The following is a 20,008-nucleotide window of genomic DNA, read 5'->3' as shown; positions in this document are numbered from 1 at the left end:
CCGACAGTTTGCCTTTGCTGCCGTAACAGCCCCGGGATCTGATCTGGTCTTGGGGCTTATTTGCCGCTTATTTGCCTCTCGGCGCGATCGAGAAAAGCAGCAACGGCGACGGGCAGGCTGCCGGTCTCGAGGAAAGGCGCGTGGCCTTGGCCCTCGACCGTGATCCCCTCGAGGTTTGGGTGGCGCTTCTTCATTTCTTCAAGCGTCTCGACGGACAAAAGTCTCGAACTGGCGCCACGTATGACCAGCATAGGCATGACGGCCAGCGCCTCGAATTGCGCCCACAAATCCGGCAGTTTCTTGCTTAGGTCGAGGGCGGCGAGCGTTTCAACCAGCCTCGGGTCGAAATCCGGCATCAGCCCCTGATCCGTCTGGCGATAGAGCGCCGACGCCATCCGCTCCCAATCCGCCGAAGCGAGGGCGGGAAAGTCGCCGCCATGCGTGTCGCGCAGGGCATCGACAGTCTCGGCACGGCTCTTCGGTCTTGGCGTGGGATCGAGATAGGCGCGGATATGGGCAAGGCCGGCGGGTTCGATCACTGGCCCGATGTCGTTGAGCACGATGGCTTTCAGCGCCGCCGGCTGCATCGCGCCAAGCACATGGATGATCAGCCCGCCGCGCGAGGTGCCGATGAAGGCCGCCTGTTCGATGCCGAGCGCCGTCAGCCCGGCAAGGATGTCTCCCGCCTCGACGCCGACATTATAGTGACTAACATCGGGATCGTAGGCCGACTGTCCGCGTCCGCGATAGTCGAAGGCGATGACCTTGCGCGCAAAGGCGGATCGCGTTGAGAGATAGAGCGCCAGCTCGTGAAAATCCCGCGCATTACGTGTCAGGCCAGGCAGGCAGACGACCGGCCAATGTGCGGAATTCGCTTCGCCATAGACGCGCGCGTGAAGTCTCAGCCCATCTGGCGCGGCATAGAAGAAGTCGGAGAAACCTGGGTTGCTCGACATGGGACGGGCTCCTTAGCCGAAGGATCGTCCACGTCTGCTATAGACGGAGCGCAGGAGGGTCAAATGGGAAAGGCTCCTCCTTCTCCTCACGAAGGAAGGGCAAAAACTTCAACTCCGCCCGTTCACGAGATCGCCGACGATGTCGTACTTGCCGGAGATACGCATCTTGTAGACCTCGTAATTCTCCATCACGCGCTGCACGTAACTTCTTGTTTCCATGTAGGGAATCCGTTCGATCCAGTCCACCACCGCATCGATGTCCTTGCCGCGTGGGTCACCATATTTCGCCACCCACTGGCCGGCCCGGGCCGGGCCGGCATTGTAGCCCGCGAAGGTCAATACGTACGAGCCGTTGAAGCGATCCAGCTGTTCGCCGAGGAAGGCCGAACCAAGCGTCGCATTATAGGCGGCGTCGGTTGTCAGCCTGGTCTGCGAAAACTGCAATCCAGCCTTCTTCGCCAATTGCCTGGCGGTTGCCGGCATCAGCTGCAGCAGCCCGCGCGCGCCGGCACTGGATATGGCGCCGATATTGAATTCGCTTTCCTGGCGGGCGATCGCGTAGGCCAGGGCCTTGCCGGAACCGGAAATATTGGCCGAATCGGGGATGACGCCGAGCGGATGCGACAGCGCTCCGACGTCGATGCCCCGCGCTCCGGCGATCTTGCCGATTTTCAGCGCCATGAAATGGTTGTCCTGCTTTTCCGCCAGGACGGCGAGCAGCGCCAGTTCACCCGGACTGGTCAACTGGCCGGCAAGGTCGCGGTAGAGCGTTTCGGCATAGCGGTCGTAGCCCGCCTCTTGCAGGCGCTTGATGGCGGAGACGGCCTCGCGGCCGGCAAAGCTCCGCCTGTCGGCGGCACTTGGCTGGGGATAGACGATGTTGAGCGCCTGCCGGCCGACACGTTCGGCGGCGAGCTGGCCGTAAAACGTGGTGCCGTAGGTCGCCGCACGCCCAAAATAGTCCTTGGCATTGCCGGGGCCTCCGACTTCCGCCGCGCGGCCGAGCCAGTAATAGGCGCGCGACAGGGTCATCGGTCCCTGGGCAAGGTCGGCGATACGCGCGAAATGCGTCGCCGCGAGCTTGGGATCGTTCAGGCCACGCAGCGCGTACCAGCCGGCATGGAACTCGGCTTCCGCCGCATTGGCCGCGCTTTCGGCGGTATGCGTGGCGACTATCTTGTATGCCGTCTTCATGTCGCCCTGGTCGACCAGTTCGCGCGACAGCACCCGGCGTTCGACCCACCAGGCATCCGGATCGACCAGGGAGTCACGGTCCGCCGGCGCCTTCATGACAACCGCTGCGGCGCCCGCAAAATCCTGCTGCTTGCGCAGATACTCGGCCTGCGCGAAGAAATAGCCGGCCGAACGCTGCGCCGCCGGCACGGCCTTCAGCAGTTTGGCGGCATTCTTGTCGCCCCTGTCGGCCGCCGCCCAGGCGTCGGCAAGCTGCTGGGCGCCGGCGAGGCCGGCGACACGCAAGGCGGAATTCACCCGGTCGGCATAGAACATGCGCTCCATGCGAAAACGGTGATCGGCGGCAGGAACAAGGCTGCCGAACTCCTTGATCAGAGCCGTCTCGTCCTTGGCTTCCAGGATCGCGGTGCGCCAGAACGGCGACAGCACCGATCGCGCCGCCTTGGCGTTGCCGGACGACACATAGGCGCGCGCGAGAACCATCACGCCTTCGAATGTCTGCGGCTGGCTGCCGTCGAATGCCTTGACGACGACATCCGCCGCGGGGTTTTCGCGGTAGAGCGCGCGCGCGCTGTTCTTGCGCAGGGCAACAGTGCCCGGCCAGTTGGGCAGCATCTTCGCGGCTGCCGCGATGTCGCCGCTTGGAACCTTGTCTCCGCCGTAAAGCGCGATCGCCCAGGCCAATATGTGCTGGTCGAGCGATTGTGCGGGCAGTGCATCACGCACGCCGCGGGCGCCGGCAATATCGCCGGCCGCCAGCGCATCCAGCCCACTTTTCAAGTGTGCGACGCTGGGTGAGGGGGCCTGTTGCGCCTTGTCCTGTACACCAGGCACCGGGATGGCCGAGGTGACCCGCACATCGACGCTGCCGCTGATCGCCACGCCGGGCATCAGCGCGGCAATGGCGCCAAGCAGCGCGAAGAGATGGGGCCGACTGGTCGGCATGATCGCGTGTCTTTCCTTAATCCAGCATTTTATCAGCGGGCGAAGAAGCCTTGAAGCCTAAACTTAGGTTGTGAAGGGCTCGTAAACAAAGGGTTATCGAGGCCGTTCGAATTACGCTTGCTGGCACCATGGCAATGCTTGCCGCGCAACAATGTCGAGACTATGGTGCGCGGCTTCGCTTTCGGTTAGAAGGCGCGCACCACGAAACACCGATGCATGGCGCCCAAAAGTGGATACCGGTTTTGGGGTAACGACATGCATAACCAACAAAGTGCATGGCGCCCAAAAGTGGATACCGGTTTTGGGACAACGACATGCGTGAACCGAGAAGTCCCAAGGAGTTGGACGACATGCTGAGAGGCTCGCTTACCGCGCTCGTGACACCGTTCGAAAAGAGCGGGCGTTTCGACGAGAAAGCCTTTCGCGCGTTCGTCGACTGGCAGCTTGGCGAGGGCACGACAGGCCTGGTTCCTGTCGGCACGACGGGCGAGTCGCCTACGCTGTCGCATGACGAGCATCGCCACGTCGTCAAGATCTGCATCGAGGTGGCTAAGGGCCGCGCCCCGGTGGTTGCCGGCGCCGGTTCCAACAACACCGAGGAAGCTGTCGGGCTCGTGCAGTATGCCGAAAAGGCCGGCGCCGATGCTGCCCTGGTCGTAACGCCCTATTACAACAAGCCGACACAGCGCGGCCTCTACGAGCATTTCGCCGCTGTCGCCCGGGCGACCAAGCTGCCGATCATCATCTACAACATCCCGCCGCGCTCGGTCATCGACATGATGCCGGAGACGATGGGCCGGCTGGCGCACGACTTCAAGAACATCGTCGGCGTCAAGGACGCCACCGGCAAGGTCGAACGCGTGTCGGAGCAGCGCATGACCTGCGGCAAGGATTTCATCCAGCTTTCGGGCGAGGACGCTTCCGCGCTCGGTTTCAACGCGCATGGTGGTGTCGGCTGCATCTCGGTGACCTCGAACGTCGCGCCGCGGCTCTGCGCCGAATTCCAGGAAGCAACGCTTGCGGGCGACAGTGCGAAGGCGCTGGAGCTGCAGGACCGTCTCTTGCCGCTGCACAAGGCGATCTTCATCGAGCCCGGCGTGTCCGGCGCGAAATATGCACTGTCGAAGCTGGGCAAGGTCGAGAACGTGCTGCGTTCGCCGCTGGTGACTGTCGAGCCGGCAACGGCCGAGAGGATCGATGCGGCCATGAAGCACGCCGGCTTGATCAATTAGCGAGCCCGTTTGGGAAGTCTGCTCCCGCGGTCATCTGAAGGCGCCACCTGCGCTTCCGGTGTTCCCGTACTATATGTACGCTCCGCTCCGGTTCTCGGTAGCACCATCATCTGACTCGCGGGAGCGAGTTTCGAAACGGACTCTAGACCTCATGAACCAAGTCAGAAAAGCCGATCCCAACAACAAGACCGTTGCCGAAAACCGCAAGGCGCGGTTTTCCTATGAGGTGCTCGACACGATCGAGGCCGGCCTTGTGCTGACCGGAACCGAGGTCAAGTCGCTGCGTCAGGGCCAGGCCAACATCCAGGACAGCTATGCCTCGGTCGAAGGCGGCGAGATCTGGCTGATCAATTCCTATCTGCCCGAATATCTGCAGGCCAACCGCTTCAACCACGAGCCGCGCCGCCGCCGCAAACTGCTGCTCAACAAGCGCGAAATGGCCAAGCTGTCGCAGAGCGTGGACCGCGAAGGCATGACCCTGGTGCCGCTGAAAATCTATTTCAACGACCAGGGACGCGCCAAGCTGCTGCTTGCCGTCGGCCGCGGCAAGAAACTGCACGACAAGCGCGAGACCGAAAAGCAACGCGACTGGTCGCGCGAAAAAGGCCGGCTGCTGAAGGAGCGCGGGTGATCGGGAGATAGCCTGCAAAGCCAACGGTCGGGTTTTCAACGCCGAACAACCGGCAAGTCCAACAGGGGTGGTCTTGAAGAAGCGGATTGTTCTCTGGGGCGCGGCCAGTCTTGCCCTGGCATGTGTCATTGCTGTGGGAGGAGTGGCCTATTTCCGCACCTACTCTCCCGACCGCGACCGATATCCGGTCAGGGGCATCGACGTCTCCCATCATCAGGGCCGGATCGACTGGCGGCGTGTTGCCGCCGATGATGTGGCTTTCGTCGTCATCAAGGCGACTGAAGGCGGCGACCATGTCGACGACGCCTTCGCCGGCAATCTGCGCGAGGCCCGCGCCGCCGGACTTGCCGTCGGCGCCTATCATTTCTTCACCTTCTGCCGGCCGGGCGCCGACCAGGCGAGGAATTTCATCTCGGTGGTGCCGCACGATCAGCCGCTGCTGCCGCCCGTGGTCGACATCGAGTTCGGCGGCAACTGTCCGCGGCGTCCGTCGCCCGAACAGTTGAATGCCGAACTCCAGGCCTTCCTCCGACCTGTCGAGGCGGCATTCGGCAAGCCGGCGATCGTCTATCTTACGGATGAAGCCGAGGCCGCTTATGCCGGGCAAATCGCCGCTCGCCCACTCTGGCTACGCTCACTGCTCATGGAACCGGACCGCCGTGACTGGATCTACTGGCAGTACCACAATAGGGGGCGCGTGAACGGCATCGAGGGGGACGTCGATCTGAACGTTTTGCAGGGCGGGCCGGAGAAGTTGGCGGCGCTGCTCGCCTCCACACCTTGATGAACAGGCCCGATCCGATGCCGGTCCGGTTCTTCGGCAGCCTGCCATGCCCCTCAAACCATTCACGATCCAGCTGATGTCGAGACAGCCAGATTTTCCCTGGTGCTGCGTCGACCCATCGCCGAATAACCCATCCCGGCGGCCATGATGGCGATGGCCACGCATTGGATAGCCAGCGGGGTCTCGCCAAGCACGACCATGCCGACCATCACGGTGGCGACTGGCACACCCGGCAGGAACAGCGATGCAGCCTGTGAGCCCAATCGGTCGACAATGTAAGTGTAGAGGAACATTGCCGCAGCGCCCGCGAGAAGACCTTGAATGACGATCTGGCTGGCGATTTCGGCGCCTGCGGCGGCACGGAGGCCGCTTGGCGCAAAGACATAAAGAAGTGGCAGCGGCAGGCAGGACAAAAGCACGACGCTCGCGGTCGCCGTGACCGGGTCGACACGCCATCGCTGCACAAGAACGGCATATGTGGAAAACATCGCGCCCGATCCGATAAACAGCAGGTCCCCGAACAGGACATCGCTGGCGCCGGTGCGCGCCGGCGCTATGAACAGCAACAAGCCGGCGATGATCGTAACGACGCCGATGATCCGCCGACGCGACGCGCTTTCCCTGAACAGCGACAATAGGAACGAGAAGAACACGATCGAGGCCGGACAGAGCGCCGCGGCATGGGCCGCGGGCGCGTGGGTCAGGCCCCAGTTGATGATCAGCGGATAGGGCAATCCGGCCAGTGCAGCCAACGTCAGTCCACGCCGCCAGCCCAGCGCCTTCATGGTCGCCAGGCCGCGTCTCCAGACGATCGGCAGGAACACCGCGCCGGCACCTGCAAAGCGCAGGCTGGCCATGTCGGTGGCCGTCAGATGCTCCCTGAGGCTGAAGCGGGCGGCGACGAACTGCGCCGCATAGATGGCGATCATGACAAGGCCGGCGATCACCGCCAGTCTTGTGTCTCCCGTGTCTCGTCCGTCCGCCATGTCAGTTCCGCCGCATGTTCATGCCGCTAGGAGGAGACAGCCCCGACCTTGCGATGAAGCGCAGCCTATGGTCGAAATGGTCGCGACAAAATACGCTGTTTTTTACGATTTGAAGTGTAATTCACGCAAATAGGAGGGCTTGAACGTGAATCCTGAACCAGTCGACCTGGACGCCGTCGACCGCAGTCTTCTGCGACTGCTGCAGGAAGATGGACGCCGTACCACGCTCGACCTGGCAGCGCGCGTCGGCCTGTCACCAACCGGCGCCAGCCAGCGCGTGAAACGCCTGTTTCGCGACGGGTTCATCACCGCCGTCAGGGCGGTGCTCAATCCGGCAAAGATTGGCCGCGGCATGCTTGTCTTCATCGAGGTGCGGCTCGATCACGCGGCCCCGCATATCTTTGACCGCTTCGCCGAGGCGGTGGCAAAGGCGCCCGAGGTTCTGGAATGCCATATGGTCGTCGGCGGCTTCGACTATCTCGTGAAGGCCCGCATTGCCGAGATGGCCGACTATCAGGACTTTCTCAAACGCGTCATCCTGCCGCTGCCCGGGGTGAAGGAGACACATACCTATGCCTCGATCGGCGACGTGAAGCCGGATGCCTTGCTGCCGGTGTGAGCAGGCACCGCAGACCGCACGGTATCCGAGAGCTCAGTTCTTCAGGAATGCCGCAATCTCGCCAAATACCCTGACGAACATGTCTTCGGTCAACACACCGGTGTTGGTGTTGTAGCGCGAGCAATGGTAGCTCGAAAACAGCATGATGCCGCCGGCTTCCAACTGGCCGCCATGTTTGAATGGATAGGCGGCGACGCGCCCGCCCAGTGCCCGCACGGTCGACTGGTGCGCGATCGATCCCAGCGCCAGCACGGCGCGCAGGTTGGGAAAGCGAGCGATCGTCGGCACCAGGAATGTCCGGCAGGTGGCGATCTCGGCACCGACCGGCTTGTTCTCCGGCGGCACGCAGCGCACCGCGTTGGTGATCGCCGTGCCGAGGAGTTCCAGCCCATCATCGGGCCGCGCCTTGAACTCGCCGCGTGCGAAGTTGTGGGCAATCAGTGTCGAATAGAGCAGGTCGCCGGCATAGTCGCCGGTAAAGGGGCGCCCGGTGCGGTTGGCGCCGCGCAGGCCAGGCGCCAGACCAACGATCAGAAGCTGGACGGTATCTTCGCCACCCAGTGGCAGGAAGGTCGGCACCGGCGCGTTGAACCATGACGGCTCGCGCTGCCGCCATTCGGCGATGAAATCATGCAGCCGCGGGCAGAGCGGGCAATCGCGGCTGGGTTCGGAAAGTGAAGGGGCGGTCAAGTCGACCTGCCTCAGTAGTCGTCCTCGTCGACTTCAGCCGGTTCGGGCCGCCGTGCCGGTCGTTCGGAGGGATCGCGGCCGACTTCGTTCTTCAGCGTCGCCAGGTCGATGAAATGGTCGGCCTGCCGGCGCAGGTCGTCTGAGATCATCGGAGGTTGCGAGGCCATGGTCGAGACGATCGACACCTTGCGGCCACGCCGTTGCAGCGCTTCGACCAGCGTTCGGAAATCACCGTCTCCGGAGAATATGACATAGTGGTCGACGACATCGGCGAGTTCCAGGGCATCGACGGTAAGCTCGATGTCCATATTGCCCTTGATCTTGCGGCGGCCGGTCGAGTCGGTGAATTCCTTGGCCGGCTTGGTGACCACCTTGAACCCGTTATAGTCGAGCCAGTCGATCAGTGGCCGGATCGAGGAGTATTCCTGGTCCTCGACCAGCGCGGTGTAATAGTAGGCGCGCAACAGGTAACCGCGCTTGTGAAAGCTCGCCAGGAGCTTGCGATAATCGATGTCGAACCCGAGCGCGCGCGATGTGGCGTAGAGATTGGCGCCGTCGATGAACAGGGCGATTTTTTCACGGGGGTCGAACATGGAAATAATCCTTTTCGAAAAAACGGCCGTCTAAACGAAATGCGGTAGCGACTATCGGTCAGGCGCTAATAACCGGCCGACCTTGGACCAATCGAGATAACGCCAGTTTGGTGGCAATCCAAGGGCATGTGGCGCACTGCAAGCAATTGTGATCGTGGCGCCGAACCCTGGACCCGGCTGCTTTGCTAGATCGGGAGTTCGATGTTGAGATTGAGTGCCCTGTGGGCCCGCATTGCCATGATGCTTGTATTTTGGCGCCGTTCGGGTTATGGACCGCGCCTGTTTTCCATCAAATCCAGGCATGAAAGGGGCAGTCCATGGCCCGCGTAACCGTTGAAGATTGCATCGACAAGGTCGACAACCGCTTCGAGCTGGTGCTTCTGGCCGGCCACCGCGCCCGTCAGATCAGCCAGGGCGCGCAGATTACCGTCCCGCGCGACAACGACAAGAACCCCGTCATCGCACTGCGCGAGATCGCCGACGAGACGCTGTCGCCCGATGATCTCAAGGAAGATCTGATCCATTCGCTGCAGAAGCATGTCGAGGTCGACGAGCCCGAAGCCGATGGCGAAGTGATCGCCGATCAGACCGGCGGCGCTGTTGCGGCCGCCGAAGCCGACGACGCCGAGGAGAACGTCACCTTCGACCGGATGACCGAGGAAGATCTCCTGGCTGGCATCGAAGGCCTGGTGCCCCCGGAAAAGAGCGACGACTACTAAGCCCTCCGTTCCGGCGGTCGCTGGAACAATCTTCCGGCACTTCCGTCCCGGCGGTTTCGTGGCTATCTAGTACCAACTGTCGCAAATACCAGATGCCGCTTTGCCCGCACTTGGCATAATGCGTGAATCTGGTATTTGCGACAGTTGGTACCGGCATGCGCCGTACAACAGTGCGGCGCATGATTCATTTCATCGCCGAGAGATTTAGCCCATGATGCGTCAGTATGAGCTTGTCGAGCGCGTCCAGCGCTACAAGCCTGACGTCAACGAGGCGTTGCTCAACAAGGCCTATGTCTACGCCATGCAGAAGCATGGCCACCAGAAGCGCGCTTCCGGCGATCCCTATTTCTCGCATCCGCTCGAAGTCGCCGCCATCCTCACCGATATGCACATGGACGAGGCGACCATCGCCGTCGCCCTGCTGCACGACACCATCGAGGACACGACGGCGACGCGGGCCGAGATCGACGATCTGTTCGGCCCCGAAATGGGCAAGCTGGTCGAGGGCCTGACCAAGCTCAAGAAGCTCGACCTCGTCTCCAAGAAAGCGGAGCAGGCGGAGAACCTGCGCAAGCTTTTGCTGGCGATCTCGGAAGATGTTCGCGTGCTGCTGGTCAAGCTCGCCGACCGTTTGCACAACATGCGCACCCTTGATCACATGCCCGAGGCCAAACGCCTGCGCATCGCCGAGGAGACGATGGATATCTACGCGCCGCTGGCCGGGCGCATGGGCATGCAAGGCATGCGCGAGGAGCTGGAAGAGATCGCCTTCCGCTTCATCAATCCGGAAGCCCACCGGGCCGTCACCGCCCGGCTCGCCGAGATATTCGAGCGCAACAAGGGCGTGCTGACCGACATTGAAAAGGCGCTGTCGGCCCTGTTTGAAAAGCACGCCATCAACGCCGGCGTGAAGAGCCGGCAGAAGAAGCCATGGTCGGTGTTCCGCAAGATGGAGGCCAAGGCGCTGTCCTTCGAGCAGCTGTCCGACATTTTCGGCTTCCGTGTTGTCGTTGACAGCGTCGAGGACTGCTATCGCGCGCTGGGTGCCATCCACACCACTTGGTCGATGGTGCCCGGCCGTTTCAAGGATTACATCTCGACCCCGAAGCAGAACGACTACCGTTCGATCCACACCACCATCGTCGGGCCTTCGCGCCAGCGCGTCGAACTGCAGATCCGCACCCGCGAGATGAACAAGATCGCCGAATACGGCGTCGCCGCCCATTCGATCTACAAGGACACCGGCGGCAAGACGAACGGCGCCGGCCATGCGATCTCGAAGGAGACCAACGCCTACGCTTGGCTGCGCCGTACCATCGAGCAGTTGGCCGAGGGCGACAATCCCGAGGATTTTCTCGAGAACACCAAGCTGGAGCTGTTCCAGGACCAGGTGTTCTGCTTCACGCCGAAAGGCATGCTGATTGCCTTGCCGCGCGGCGCCACGCCGATCGATTTCGCCTATGCGGTCCACACCGATGTCGGCGACACCTGCGTCGGCGCCAAGGTCAATGGCCGCATCATGCCGCTGATGACGGAACTGAAGAATGGCGACGAGGTCGAGATCATCCGCTCCAAAGCGCAGGTGCCGCCAGCCGCATGGGAATCGGTCGTCGTCACCGGCAAGGCGCGCGCAGCCATCCGCCGCGCCACCAAGAATGCGATCCGCAAGCAGTATTCTGGCCTTGGCGCGCGTATCCTGGAGCGTGCCTTCGAACGAGCCGGCAAGACCTTCACCAGGGAAAGCCTGAAGCCCGTGCTGCACAGGCTGGCACGCAAGGACATCGAGGATGTGCTGGCATCCGTGGGGCGCGGCGAACTGGCCTCAACCGATGTCATGAAGGCGGTGTTCCCCGACTACAAGGACGAGCGCGTCACGCCGGCAGCGCCCAAGCAGCGCGAGGAGGGCTGGTCGAAGATCCGCAACGCCGCAGGCATGCTGTTCCAGATACCTGGCCGGGCCGCGCGCAAGGACAAGGACCAGCCAGGCGCCGGCGCCGTGCCGATCCGCGGCGTGCGAGGCGACCTGCCGGTGCGCTTCGCGCCGGAAGGCGCGGTCCCTGGCGATCGTATCGTCGGCATCGTCCAGCCGGGCACCGGCATCACCATCTACCCGATCCAGTCTCCGGCGCTGCAGGCCTTCGACGATCAGCCGGAGCGCTGGATCGACGTGCGCTGGGACATCGACGAGCGCACCAAGGAACGGTTCCCCGCGCGCGTCTCGGTCACCGCCATCAACGCGCCGGGTTCGCTTGCCGATATCGCCCAGGTCGTTGCCTCCAACGACGCCAACATCCATACGCTGTCGATGGTGCGCACCGCGCCCGATTTCACCGAAATGCTGATCGATCTCGAAGTCTGGGACCTGAAGCATCTCAACCGGCTGCTGTCGCAGCTCAAGGACAATTCGAGCGTCAGCGATGCGCGGCGCGTCAACGGCTAGCGATAGCCGACCATGGGGGACGAGATGAATACCGACGAAGTGCTGGACATATTCCGCGGGGCTGGCGCTGTTCTCGAGGGTCATTTTATCCTGACGTCGGGCCTGCGCAGTCCAGTTTTCCTGCAGAAGGCACGCGTCTTCATGCATGCCGACAAGACCGAGCGGCTGTGCAAGGCGCTGGCCAAGAAGATCCGCGCCGCCGTGCCAGGCAAGATCGACTATGTCGTCGGGCCGGCGATCGGCGGCTTGATCCCGGCATACGAAACCTCGCGCCACCTTGCCGTGCCGGCGATCTGGGTGGAGCGGGAAGGGGGCGAGTTCCGCCTGCGCCGCTTCGAGATCGATCGAGGCGCCCGCGTTGTCATCGTCGAGGACATCGTCACCACCGGTCTGTCGATCCGCGAAACCATTGATTGCCTGCGCGACGTTGGCGCAGAGGTGGTCGCGGCCGCCTGCATCATCGACCGTTCGGCCGGCAAGACCCATGTCGGTGTGCCGTTGATCGCGCTTGCCGAATATGAAGTTCCAGCCTACCCGCCGGATAGGTTGCCGCCGGAGCTTGCCGTCATCCCGGCCATCAAGCCGGGCAGCCGCAACATCTGACGAGGAGGTCGAAATGATCGCCGGCATCGACCATTTCGTGCTGACGGTCCGCTCGGTTGAAGCGACCTGCGACTTCTACCGGCGCGTGCTTGGCATGCGGCGCCTGGATCAGCCGAACCGGCCGACAGCGCTTCTGTTCGGTTCGCAGAAGATCAACCTGCACGAAGTCGGCCGCACTTTCGAGCCAAAGGCTAGGACGCCGACGCCGGGTTCTGGCGATTTCTGCCTCGTGTCGGCGGTGCCTCTCGCCGAAATCCAGGCCGGCCTCGCGGCCGACGGCGTTGCCATCGAAGTCGGTCCGGTTGAGCGCATCGGCGCGCGAGGACCTATGATGTCGGTCTATTTCCGCGATCCCGACGACAATCTGGTCGAGGTCAGCGAATATCTGAAATAGGCACCGCGCCGGAAGGATATCGTCTCGGCCCCGGATGGTGACCTTGTCGAAGCCGGCCGGAACCCCTGGCCGCATATCGGTCATCCGGCTGCGACAATTAGCCGAAACCACTTCTCAAATTCGCCGCGATTGTCCGATGTGGAGAAGATGGATCTGACCAAAAATCTGGCGCTGCGGACGCTGAGCGTACGGCCTTCGGTTGTTGTTGGGCTTGCGGATGGCTATATCAAAGTCGCGATTGCCTTCTGGCGACCGTAAAGCGCAAGATGTGGCGGTCGAAGCCTGGCTGGAAACAGCCGGCTGTAAGCTGTGAACTGTCGGGAATAGGAAGAGAGTGCTTTTTCGTCGCCGCAAGCCTGATGGCCTTTTCGAGCGAGTGCGTACCTATCTGTGGCCGCGCCGTTCGTTTTCGCGCTCGCTTCAATATTTCTCCAAGCGCATTCTGCGGCTGAAGGCCACCCCGCATGCGGTGGCGGCTGGCGTCGCCGCGGGTGTCTTTGCTTCGTTCTTCCCCGTCGGTTTCCATTTCATCATTGCCGCCGTTCTGTGTTGGGTGATCGCCGGCAATCTGGTGGCCGCCGCTCTGGGAGCCGTATTCTTCGGCAATCCGCTGACTTTTCCGCTCTTGTGGGGCGCATCCTGGGAAACCGGCAAGCTCATCCTGCACGATCGCCTGCCGACGCACGGTCCGCCGGCGCATCTGGGCGAGATGCTGCACACGCTTTCCTTCGCCAAACTATGGCATCCCGTCCTGGAGCCGATGCTGATCGGCGCGGTGCCGCTCGGGCTGGTGTTCGGCCTGGTGTTCTACGGCCTCACGCGCTGGGGCATGAATGTCTTCCGCGAACAGCGGCGCAAGCGGCTGGCCGAGCGCGCGAGACGCCGTGAGCATTCGCCTCATCCCGGCGGAAGCGTCGGTTCCGCCGCCCAATGATCATCGGCATCGGCAGCGACCTGATCGACATCACACGCATCGAGAAATCGCTTGAGCGTCACGGCCAGCGCTTCATCCAGAGGATCTACACCGAGGTGGAACAGGCGCGTTCGGAGAACCGGCGCGCCCGCGCGGCTTCCTACGCCAAGCGCTTTGCCGCCAAGGAGGCGTGCGCCAAGGCACTGGGCACTGGTCTGGCACAAGGGGTCTTCTGGCGTGACATGGGTGTCGTCAACCTGCCCAGCGGTGCGCCGACGATGGCGCTGACCGGCGGGGCGCTGGCGCGGCTGGAAAAGATCCTGCCTCAAGGTCATCGGGCGGCGATCCACCTCACCATCACGGATGATTTCCCGCTCGCTCAAGCCTTTGTGATCATAGAGGCGTTACCGGTCGAAGAAGCGCCACATTGATTGCATCTGACGACCGGCATGGACGTTGCCCAGCGCGCGCCGAGACTCTATACCATCCAACGCACAATCGAGGACGACATGAGCGTGGCTGAAAAATCTCAGAAGAAATCCGGCGGGCTTGGCGAAACCGTCAGCGTCATCGTCCAGGCGCTTTTGCTCGCCCTGGTCATTCGCACGCTGCTGTTCCAACCGTTCTCGATCCCGTCGGGCTCGATGCGGCCGACGCTTCTGGAAGGCGACTATCTGTTCGTCACCAAATGGTCCTACGGCTATTCACGCTATTCGCTGCCTTTTGGACCGGACATTTTCTCGGGCCGCATCTGGGGCTCCGAGCCCAAGCGTGGCGACGTGGTGGTGTTCAAGTTCCCGCCTGATCCGTCCGTCGACTACATCAAGCGCGTCATCGGCCTGCCCGGCGACAAGATCCAGATGAAGGATGGCCAAGTCTTCATCAATGGCGTTGGCGTGCCGCGCGTCAAGACCGGCCAGATCGACAATCCCGACATCACGGAAAAGGATTATCCGATCGACGTCTATCGCGAGACGCTGCCCGATGGTGTCAGCTACGACACGCTCGACCTGTCGCCGAACTCGATTGGCGACAACACCCGCGAATTCGACGTGCCCCCCGGCCACTATTTCATGATGGGCGACAACAGGGACAATTCCGCCGACAGCCGTTTCACCGTCGGTTATGTTCCGGCCGAGAACCTGGTCGGCCGCGCCAACCTTGTCTTCTTCTCGATCGCCGGCAAGGCTAGCCCGCTCGAAATCTGGAAATGGCCGTCGCTGATGCGCGCTTCGCGCCTGTTCCACTTCGTCAACTGATGGCCTTGAAGCGCCCGACAGGCGAGACTCTGGCCGGTTTGGTGATGGCCAGGACCGGCCATGTTTTCAGGGACATCCGCTTACTTGAGACCGCCTTGACGCATTCCAGCGCGGTCAAGGCGGCAAGCAACAATCAGCGTCTTGAATTCCTTGGCGACCGCGTGCTTGGTCTTGTCGTCGCCGATATGCTTTTCGAGAAATTCCCTGATGCACCGGAAGGTGAAATCGCGCCCCGTTTCAATGCGCTGGTCGATGCAAAGACATGCTCGGAAGTCGGCATCGAGATGCAGCTGGAGAATCTGGTCCGGGCCGACGCCGCCTTGAAGACGCGATCGCGCGGCTCCGGCGGAAATTATCTGGCTGATGCCGTCGAAGCCCTAATCGCGGCAGTTTATCTCGATGGTGGTATCGACGCCGCGCGGCGGTTCGTTCTGCGTTATTGGGAGCCACGTTCGAGCACGGTTGTGACGAAGCCACGTAATCCGAAATCCGATTTGCAGGAATGGATTGCCAAGACGAGTGACGCGCGCCCCGAATATGTGATCGAAAAACGCGAAGGGCCCGACCATCAGCCGGTCTTCACTATTTCTTTGCAGGTTAGCGGCTTTGCACCTTCCGTCGGTACCGGCGGCTCCCGCAGGGCGGCTGAAGAAGCGGCGGCTTCGGCATTTCTCGTGCGCGAAGGCGTGTGGGCCAATAAAGGGAGCGCGGCATGACCGCAGAAGACACTGCAGCCGCTCCCGTCACGCACTCCGGCTTCGTTGCGCTGATCGGCGCGCCTAACGCGGGCAAGTCGACACTGGTCAACCAGCTGGTCGGCGCCAAGGTCTCGATCGTCACCCATAAGGTGCAGACGACACGCGCCATCGTGCGCGGCATCGCCACGCACGACAACGCGCAGATCGTCTTTGTCGACACACCGGGCATCTTCAAGCCCAAGCGGCGGCTCGACACCGCGATGGTGACCACCGCCTGGGGAGGCGCCAAGGACGCCGACATCGTGCTGCTGCTGATCGACGCCGAGCGCGGCATCAGGGGCGATGCTGACGCCATCCTCGAACGGCTGAAGGACGTGCGCCAACCGATGGTGCTGATTCTCAACAAGGTCGATCGGGTCAAGCACGAGGCGCTGCTGGCCCTGTCTGCGGCAGCGAACGAGAAAGTGCCGTTCCAGCGCACCTTCATGGTCTCCGCGCTGACCGGTTCCGGCTGCAAGGACCTCCTCGACTATCTGGCGCAGGCGCTGCCGGCCGGCCCCTGGTACTATCCGGAAGACCAGATTTCGGACCTGCCGATGCGCCAGCTGGCTGCCGAGATCACCCGCGAAAAACTCTATCTCAGGCTGCATCAGGAACTGCCCTATTCCTCGCACATCGAAACGGAGAAATGGGAAGAGAAAAAGGACGGCTCGGTGCGCATCGACCAGACCATCTTTGTCGAGCGCGACAGCCAGAAGAAGATCGTGCTCGGCCACAAGGGCGAGACCATCCGCGCCATCGGGCAGGCCGCGCGGATGGAAATATCAGGCATACTGGAACAGAAGGTGCACCTGTTCCTGTTCGTGAAAGTGCGCGAGAACTGGGGCGATGATCCCGAGCGCTACCGCGAGATGGGGCTGGAGTTCCCCCGCTAAGGCCGAAAAAATCCTGGCGCGTCATCGCACGGTGGCCGACCACAAGCATTGGGCGTGAGGGCTAATGCATGTCGCCCGGAAGAGTCCTCGGTCCGGGACAACGACATGCATAAAGTCAGAAGCTTACAGCAGGTCGGCGAATCCGATTCGCCGCGACGTGCTGTAGAGCACGTCGCGGTTTTACGCGAACCGCGAACGGCTCCCGGGTGGCGGAAAGCAGGCCAAAGCGAAACGCCGGCTCCACCATGCGGCCCGCGATTGGCGCGAGACCAACTCAGATTCTTGGCAAGCCGCCAACGAAGCGGCGACGCGTGCTGAGGCCGGCTTTCCGCGCCGTGATCTGGAGCCGCTGCTGGTGTTGTTTTCGCGCCGACAGCGATACGAGGACAGAAATCACAAATTTCTCGAGTTATTTTAGATTTAGAGTTTTAAAAGACCGCAATCCATAGACTAAACTGGTCTATGCAGAAGGATACACTTATTTGTTACAAAAATATGACGATGTTCCATTTGTGCCATTTTAAATTCAAGCCAGATCTCATTAGTGTTATTTGTGCAACACGTATTTAATCTGTAGCGAGAATCCAGCGCATTTATGGAATTGTCATTGAAGGTGGACGATTGGTGGGTATGTTCGCCGCGAAAAGGGGACGCGGTGCGGGCCTTTTTCATTGTGGGGGTGAGGCGGGAAAACATATCCGCCAGCCACAATTCAGAAGCCATTTTTTCAAACTTGACTGGAGAGGTCAGAAAATGAACATCAAGAGCCTCCTTCTCGGCTCAGCCGCGGCTTTGATCGCGGTGTCCGGCGCGCGCGCCGCGGACGCGGTTGTCGTCGCCGAACCGGAACCAGCCGAATACGTCAAGATCTGCGACGTCTACGGCGCCGGCTACTTCTACATCCCGGGCACCGAGACCTGCCTGCGCATCGGCGGCTATCTCCGCTATGACATCGGCGTCGGCGATTCCGGCACGCTGGATGGCGTCAACAACGTTGGCGATCACATGGACGGCGGAAACCACGACACCTACTACAAGAACATGCGCTTCACGCTGAGGACGTATACCGGCCAGGAAACCGAACTCGGCACGTTGAAGACCTTCACCGAGACCCGCTTCCAGTTCGGCAACTCCTCGGGCGACTATGATGGAAGCTCCTCGACCTCCTGGCAGGCCGGCAACAAAACCACCAGCCTCAACTTCGCCTGGATACAGCTCGGTGGCCTGCGCGTCGGTAAGGATGAAACTGCATACGACCAGTTCATCGGTTACGCGGGCAACGTCATCCAGGACACGATCATCCCGTACGGCGTCAAGGACACCAATGTCGTCCAGTACTATTTCGACGCTGGCAGCGGCTTCACGGGCGTGGTCTCGCTCGAAGAAGGCACGGGCGTCAACACCATCGACAGCTATGTTCCGCATGTCGTCGGCGGCTTGAAGTACAAGGGCGACTGGGGCGCGATCACCGGTGTTGTCGCCTATGACAGCAACTACGAGGAAGTGGCCGGCAAGGTTCGCCTGGATGTCAACGTCAGCAAGGAACTGTCGCTGTTCATCATGGGCGGCTACGGCACCGACGACAACCTCACAGACGACGCCCACAATGCCATCGACGTACATGGCCGCAGCCAGTACAAGCCGTGGGGCGGCAACTGGGCCGTCTGGGGCGGCGGTACCTACAAGTTCAACGAGAAGACCTCGTTCAACGTCCAGGCTTCGGCTGACGACGACAAGAACTATGCTCTCGCCGCGAACGTCGCATACACCATCGTCCCGGGCTTCACGGTCACGACCGAAGTCGACTGGGATCACTACGGCAATTTCGGCAATCCATCCATCTACGGCAACTGGTCCAAGGCCGACAAGAAGGACAGCGTCGGCGGCATCGTCCGCTTCCAGCGCAACTTCTAGCGGATCGACTGACCTCACCAACCGCCCGCAGCACATTGCTGCGGGCGGCTTTTTTATGCCTCGTTGCGAGAGCCGGCACAGGCGCCAGACCCATACCTTGATTTCGCCACCCGATCGGTGAAAAGCTCCTGATATGGAATGGCGCGACGAGGGAATCATTCTCGGCACCCGCAGGCATGGCGAAACCAGCGCCATTCTCGAGGTGATGACGCGCGCCCATGGCCGCCATCTCGGCCTCGTGCGCGGTGGCCGCTCGCGCAAGCAGCAGCCTGTTCTCCAGCCAGGCAATCGCGTCGATCTTTTGTGGCGTGCGCGCCTCGACGAGCATCTGGGCACATTCCAGGCCGAAGCCATCGAGATGAACGCCGCCCGGCTGATGGACAGTGCCGTTGCCGTCTACGGCCTTCAGACGATGGCGGCGCATCTGCGCCTGCTGCCCGAGCGCGATGCCCATGGCGGCCTCTACGAGGCGCTTTCGGTGATGATCGTTCATCTCGACGACGCAGATGCCGCCGGCGAACTGGTGGCGCGCTTCGAGCTCCTGATTCTCGATGAACTCGGCTTTGGCCTCGATCTCAGCCAATGCGCCGCCACCGGCACGAGGCAGGATCTGGCCTATGTCTCGCCTAAATCCGGACGCGCGGTGTCGCGCGGGGCCGGCGCTCCGTGGCACGACAAGATGCTGGTGCTGCCCGCCTTCCTGCAGCGCGGCTCCGGCCAGCGCGCCAATCATGCGGCGATGGCGGACGCATTCCGCCTGACCGGCTACTTCTTCACCCGCCACGTCTACGAGCCGCGCGGCATCGATCAGCCCGATGCGCGCGCCGGCTTTCTGGCCGCACTGCGCAAGCACCACGCAGCGCAGAAGCCCATCGCCGGAGAGAGCGCGGCCGGAGAAATCATCCGATGAGCGAAGTCGAACTCTATCCGGGCCGGGTCTCGCCGCTCGGCCTCGGCACCATTCCTCATGCCGACATCCTGAAATACACCGGCTTGGAATTGCTGCAGCGAATCGTCGACGGCAAATACCCGGCACCACCGATCTCCTTCCAGCTCAGCTTCGCGTTGACCGAAGTATCGGAAGGTCGCGCCGTGTTCCGGGGCGTGCCGAACGAACGCCACCTCAACCCGCTGGGCGGCGTTCACGGCGGCTGGGCGGCGACGCTGCTCGATTCAGCGTTGGCGTGCGCGGTGCAGACCCTGCTCGACAAGGGCGAGGCTTACACCACTGCGGAGTTCAAGGTGAACCTGACGCGGCCGATCACGCCCAGGACCGGTGAGGTTGTCTGCGAAGGCAAGGTGGTTCACAAGGGCCGCACGCTTGCCGTTTCGGAAGCGACGCTGAAGGATGCCGGCGGCAAGCTGCTGGCTTTCGGTACCGAGACATGTTCGATATTTCCAGCCGCCAATCTGGCGGCACGTTGAATTTTCAGCCGTTTAGCCGCCGTATTTCAATGTCAGTGAGATGAAGCGTCAGTGAAAACTGGCCTGGTTTGGGGGAAC

At 62.1% G+C, this 20,008-nt stretch carries 21 protein-coding genes; 16 read left to right on the top strand and 5 right to left on the bottom strand.

Going from position 1 to position 20,008, the window contains the following annotated elements:
* Positions 1-56: 56 nt before the first annotated feature.
* Both FJ527_RS18440 and FJ527_RS18435 read right to left on the bottom strand, forming a co-directional pair.
* Complete coding sequence (locus FJ527_RS18440) at positions 57-956, bottom strand: alpha/beta hydrolase (protein ID WP_140823775.1); 900 nt, start codon at positions 954-956, stop codon at positions 57-59.
* Between the two features lie 108 nt (positions 957-1,064).
* Complete coding sequence (locus tag FJ527_RS18435) at positions 1,065-3,095, bottom strand: lytic transglycosylase domain-containing protein (protein ID WP_140823774.1); 2,031 nt, start codon at positions 3,093-3,095, stop codon at positions 1,065-1,067.
* 350 nt (positions 3,096-3,445) lie between these two features.
* On the opposite strand from FJ527_RS18435, the gene dapA reads away from it, so the two are divergent.
* The 3 genes from dapA to FJ527_RS18420 all read left to right on the top strand — a co-directional run bounded on the left by dapA (position 3,446) and on the right by FJ527_RS18420 (position 5,742).
* Positions 3,446-4,327: a 4-hydroxy-tetrahydrodipicolinate synthase gene (gene dapA / locus FJ527_RS18430; RefSeq protein WP_140823862.1), complete on the top strand. Its 882-nt coding sequence runs from the start codon at positions 3,446-3,448 to the stop codon at positions 4,325-4,327.
* A gap of 151 nt (positions 4,328-4,478) precedes the next feature.
* A complete protein-coding gene (smpB, locus tag FJ527_RS18425) occupies positions 4,479-4,958 on the top strand; it encodes an SsrA-binding protein SmpB (protein ID WP_006202221.1) in 480 nt (159 codons plus the stop codon).
* 73 nt (positions 4,959-5,031) lie between these two features.
* The gene (locus tag FJ527_RS18420; RefSeq protein ID WP_140823773.1) at positions 5,032-5,742 is read left to right on the top strand and encodes a GH25 family lysozyme; all 711 of its coding nucleotides are present in this window, start codon (positions 5,032-5,034) and stop codon (positions 5,740-5,742) included.
* Positions 5,743-5,804: 62 nt separating this feature from the next.
* Here FJ527_RS18420 and FJ527_RS18415 read toward each other — a convergent pair whose 3' ends face one another.
* A complete protein-coding gene (locus FJ527_RS18415) occupies positions 5,805-6,728 on the bottom strand; it encodes a DMT family transporter (protein WP_140823772.1) in 924 nt (307 codons plus the stop codon).
* 145 nt (positions 6,729-6,873) lie between these two features.
* Between FJ527_RS18415 and FJ527_RS18410 the strand changes: the two genes are divergently transcribed.
* On the top strand, positions 6,874-7,347 hold the full coding sequence (locus tag FJ527_RS18410; RefSeq protein WP_015318584.1) for an Lrp/AsnC ligand binding domain-containing protein: 474 nt from the start codon (positions 6,874-6,876) through the stop codon (positions 7,345-7,347).
* A 33-nt stretch (positions 7,348-7,380) separates the two neighbouring features.
* On the opposite strand, the gene FJ527_RS18405 is transcribed toward FJ527_RS18410, so the two are convergent.
* The gene (locus tag FJ527_RS18405; RefSeq protein ID WP_140663089.1) at positions 7,381-8,037 is read right to left on the bottom strand and encodes a uracil-DNA glycosylase; all 657 of its coding nucleotides are present in this window, start codon (positions 8,035-8,037) and stop codon (positions 7,381-7,383) included.
* Positions 8,038-8,048: 11 nt separating this feature from the next.
* Positions 8,049-8,630 (bottom strand): NYN domain-containing protein, encoded by a 582-nt coding sequence (locus FJ527_RS18400; protein WP_015318582.1) that lies wholly within the window; start codon positions 8,628-8,630, stop codon positions 8,049-8,051.
* 317 nt (positions 8,631-8,947) lie between these two features.
* Here FJ527_RS18400 and rpoZ point away from each other — a divergent pair, with 317 nt between their 5' ends.
* The 12 genes from rpoZ to FJ527_RS18340 all read left to right on the top strand — a co-directional run bounded on the left by rpoZ (position 8,948) and on the right by FJ527_RS18340 (position 19,930).
* On the top strand, positions 8,948-9,349 hold the full coding sequence (rpoZ, locus tag FJ527_RS18395) for a DNA-directed RNA polymerase subunit omega (protein WP_015318581.1): 402 nt from the start codon (positions 8,948-8,950) through the stop codon (positions 9,347-9,349).
* 211 nt (positions 9,350-9,560) lie between these two features.
* Positions 9,561-11,789: a bifunctional (p)ppGpp synthetase/guanosine-3',5'-bis(diphosphate) 3'-pyrophosphohydrolase gene (locus FJ527_RS18390; RefSeq protein ID WP_140823771.1), complete on the top strand. Its 2,229-nt coding sequence runs from the start codon at positions 9,561-9,563 to the stop codon at positions 11,787-11,789.
* A 24-nt stretch (positions 11,790-11,813) separates the two neighbouring features.
* A complete protein-coding gene (gene pyrE, locus FJ527_RS18385) occupies positions 11,814-12,392 on the top strand; it encodes an orotate phosphoribosyltransferase (RefSeq protein ID WP_140823770.1) in 579 nt (192 codons plus the stop codon).
* 13 nt (positions 12,393-12,405) lie between these two features.
* A complete protein-coding gene (locus FJ527_RS18380; protein WP_015318578.1) occupies positions 12,406-12,786 on the top strand; it encodes a VOC family protein in 381 nt (126 codons plus the stop codon).
* A gap of 334 nt (positions 12,787-13,120) precedes the next feature.
* Positions 13,121-13,720 carry a DUF2062 domain-containing protein gene (locus FJ527_RS18375; protein ID WP_140823769.1) on the top strand — a complete coding sequence of 200 codons (600 nt, stop codon included), beginning with the start codon at positions 13,121-13,123 and terminating at the stop codon, positions 13,718-13,720.
* A complete protein-coding gene (acpS, locus tag FJ527_RS18370) occupies positions 13,717-14,130 on the top strand; it encodes a holo-ACP synthase (protein ID WP_015318576.1) in 414 nt (137 codons plus the stop codon). The genes FJ527_RS18375 and acpS overlap by 4 nt, the downstream gene beginning before the upstream one ends.
* Before the next feature lie 78 nt (positions 14,131-14,208).
* Positions 14,209-14,958 (top strand): signal peptidase I, encoded by a 750-nt coding sequence (gene lepB, locus FJ527_RS18365; protein WP_027144187.1) that lies wholly within the window; start codon positions 14,209-14,211, stop codon positions 14,956-14,958.
* Positions 14,958-15,674 (top strand): ribonuclease III, encoded by a 717-nt coding sequence (gene rnc / locus FJ527_RS18360; RefSeq protein ID WP_140663269.1) that lies wholly within the window; start codon positions 14,958-14,960, stop codon positions 15,672-15,674. Before lepB ends, rnc begins: the two co-directional genes overlap by 1 nt.
* Positions 15,671-16,591 (top strand): GTPase Era, encoded by a 921-nt coding sequence (era, locus tag FJ527_RS18355; protein WP_015318573.1) that lies wholly within the window; start codon positions 15,671-15,673, stop codon positions 16,589-16,591. Before rnc ends, era begins: the two co-directional genes overlap by 4 nt.
* A 753-nt stretch (positions 16,592-17,344) precedes the next feature.
* The gene (locus tag FJ527_RS18350) at positions 17,345-18,505 is read left to right on the top strand and encodes a porin (RefSeq protein ID WP_140618485.1); all 1,161 of its coding nucleotides are present in this window, start codon (positions 17,345-17,347) and stop codon (positions 18,503-18,505) included.
* 133 nt (positions 18,506-18,638) lie between these two features.
* Positions 18,639-19,415: a DNA repair protein RecO gene (gene recO / locus FJ527_RS18345; RefSeq protein ID WP_140823768.1), complete on the top strand. Its 777-nt coding sequence runs from the start codon at positions 18,639-18,641 to the stop codon at positions 19,413-19,415.
* Positions 19,412-19,930 (top strand): PaaI family thioesterase, encoded by a 519-nt coding sequence (locus FJ527_RS18340; protein WP_015318570.1) that lies wholly within the window; start codon positions 19,412-19,414, stop codon positions 19,928-19,930. The genes recO and FJ527_RS18340 overlap by 4 nt, the downstream gene beginning before the upstream one ends.
* Positions 19,931-20,008: the final 78 nt, after the last annotated feature.

This window comes from Mesorhizobium sp. B2-4-18 (assembly GCF_006441385.1).
In the GTDB taxonomy this organism is placed as follows: domain Bacteria; phylum Pseudomonadota; class Alphaproteobacteria; order Rhizobiales; family Rhizobiaceae; genus Mesorhizobium; species Mesorhizobium australicum.
The sequence above is the reverse complement of the archived record's forward strand: the minus strand, read 5'-3'. Positions and strand labels throughout refer to the sequence as shown.

Coding starts and splice junctions, on each gene's coding strand:
- rpoZ (WP_015318581.1), top strand. CDS start 8,948: ATGGCCCGCGTAACCGTTGAAGATTGCATCGACAAGGTCGACAACCGC.
- lepB (WP_027144187.1), top strand. CDS start 14,209: ATGAGCGTGGCTGAAAAATCTCAGAAGAAATCCGGCGGGCTTGGCGAA.
- FJ527_RS18350 (WP_140618485.1), top strand. CDS start 17,345: ATGAACATCAAGAGCCTCCTTCTCGGCTCAGCCGCGGCTTTGATCGCG.
- FJ527_RS18340 (WP_015318570.1), top strand. CDS start 19,412: ATGAGCGAAGTCGAACTCTATCCGGGCCGGGTCTCGCCGCTCGGCCTC.
- dapA (WP_140823862.1), top strand. CDS start 3,446: ATGCTGAGAGGCTCGCTTACCGCGCTCGTGACACCGTTCGAAAAGAGC.
- rnc (WP_140663269.1), top strand. CDS start 14,958: ATGGCCTTGAAGCGCCCGACAGGCGAGACTCTGGCCGGTTTGGTGATG.
- FJ527_RS18390 (WP_140823771.1), top strand. CDS start 9,561: ATGATGCGTCAGTATGAGCTTGTCGAGCGCGTCCAGCGCTACAAGCCT.
- pyrE (WP_140823770.1), top strand. CDS start 11,814: ATGAATACCGACGAAGTGCTGGACATATTCCGCGGGGCTGGCGCTGTT.
- FJ527_RS18380 (WP_015318578.1), top strand. CDS start 12,406: ATGATCGCCGGCATCGACCATTTCGTGCTGACGGTCCGCTCGGTTGAA.
- FJ527_RS18435 (WP_140823774.1), bottom strand. CDS start 3,095: ATGCCGACCAGTCGGCCCCATCTCTTCGCGCTGCTTGGCGCCATTGCC.
- smpB (WP_006202221.1), top strand. CDS start 4,479: ATGAACCAAGTCAGAAAAGCCGATCCCAACAACAAGACCGTTGCCGAA.
- FJ527_RS18400 (WP_015318582.1), bottom strand. CDS start 8,630: ATGTTCGACCCCCGTGAAAAAATCGCCCTGTTCATCGACGGCGCCAAT.
- FJ527_RS18415 (WP_140823772.1), bottom strand. CDS start 6,728: ATGGCGGACGGACGAGACACGGGAGACACAAGACTGGCGGTGATCGCC.
- FJ527_RS18440 (WP_140823775.1), bottom strand. CDS start 956: ATGTCGAGCAACCCAGGTTTCTCCGACTTCTTCTATGCCGCGCCAGAT.
- recO (WP_140823768.1), top strand. CDS start 18,639: ATGGAATGGCGCGACGAGGGAATCATTCTCGGCACCCGCAGGCATGGC.
- era (WP_015318573.1), top strand. CDS start 15,671: ATGACCGCAGAAGACACTGCAGCCGCTCCCGTCACGCACTCCGGCTTC.
- acpS (WP_015318576.1), top strand. CDS start 13,717: ATGATCATCGGCATCGGCAGCGACCTGATCGACATCACACGCATCGAG.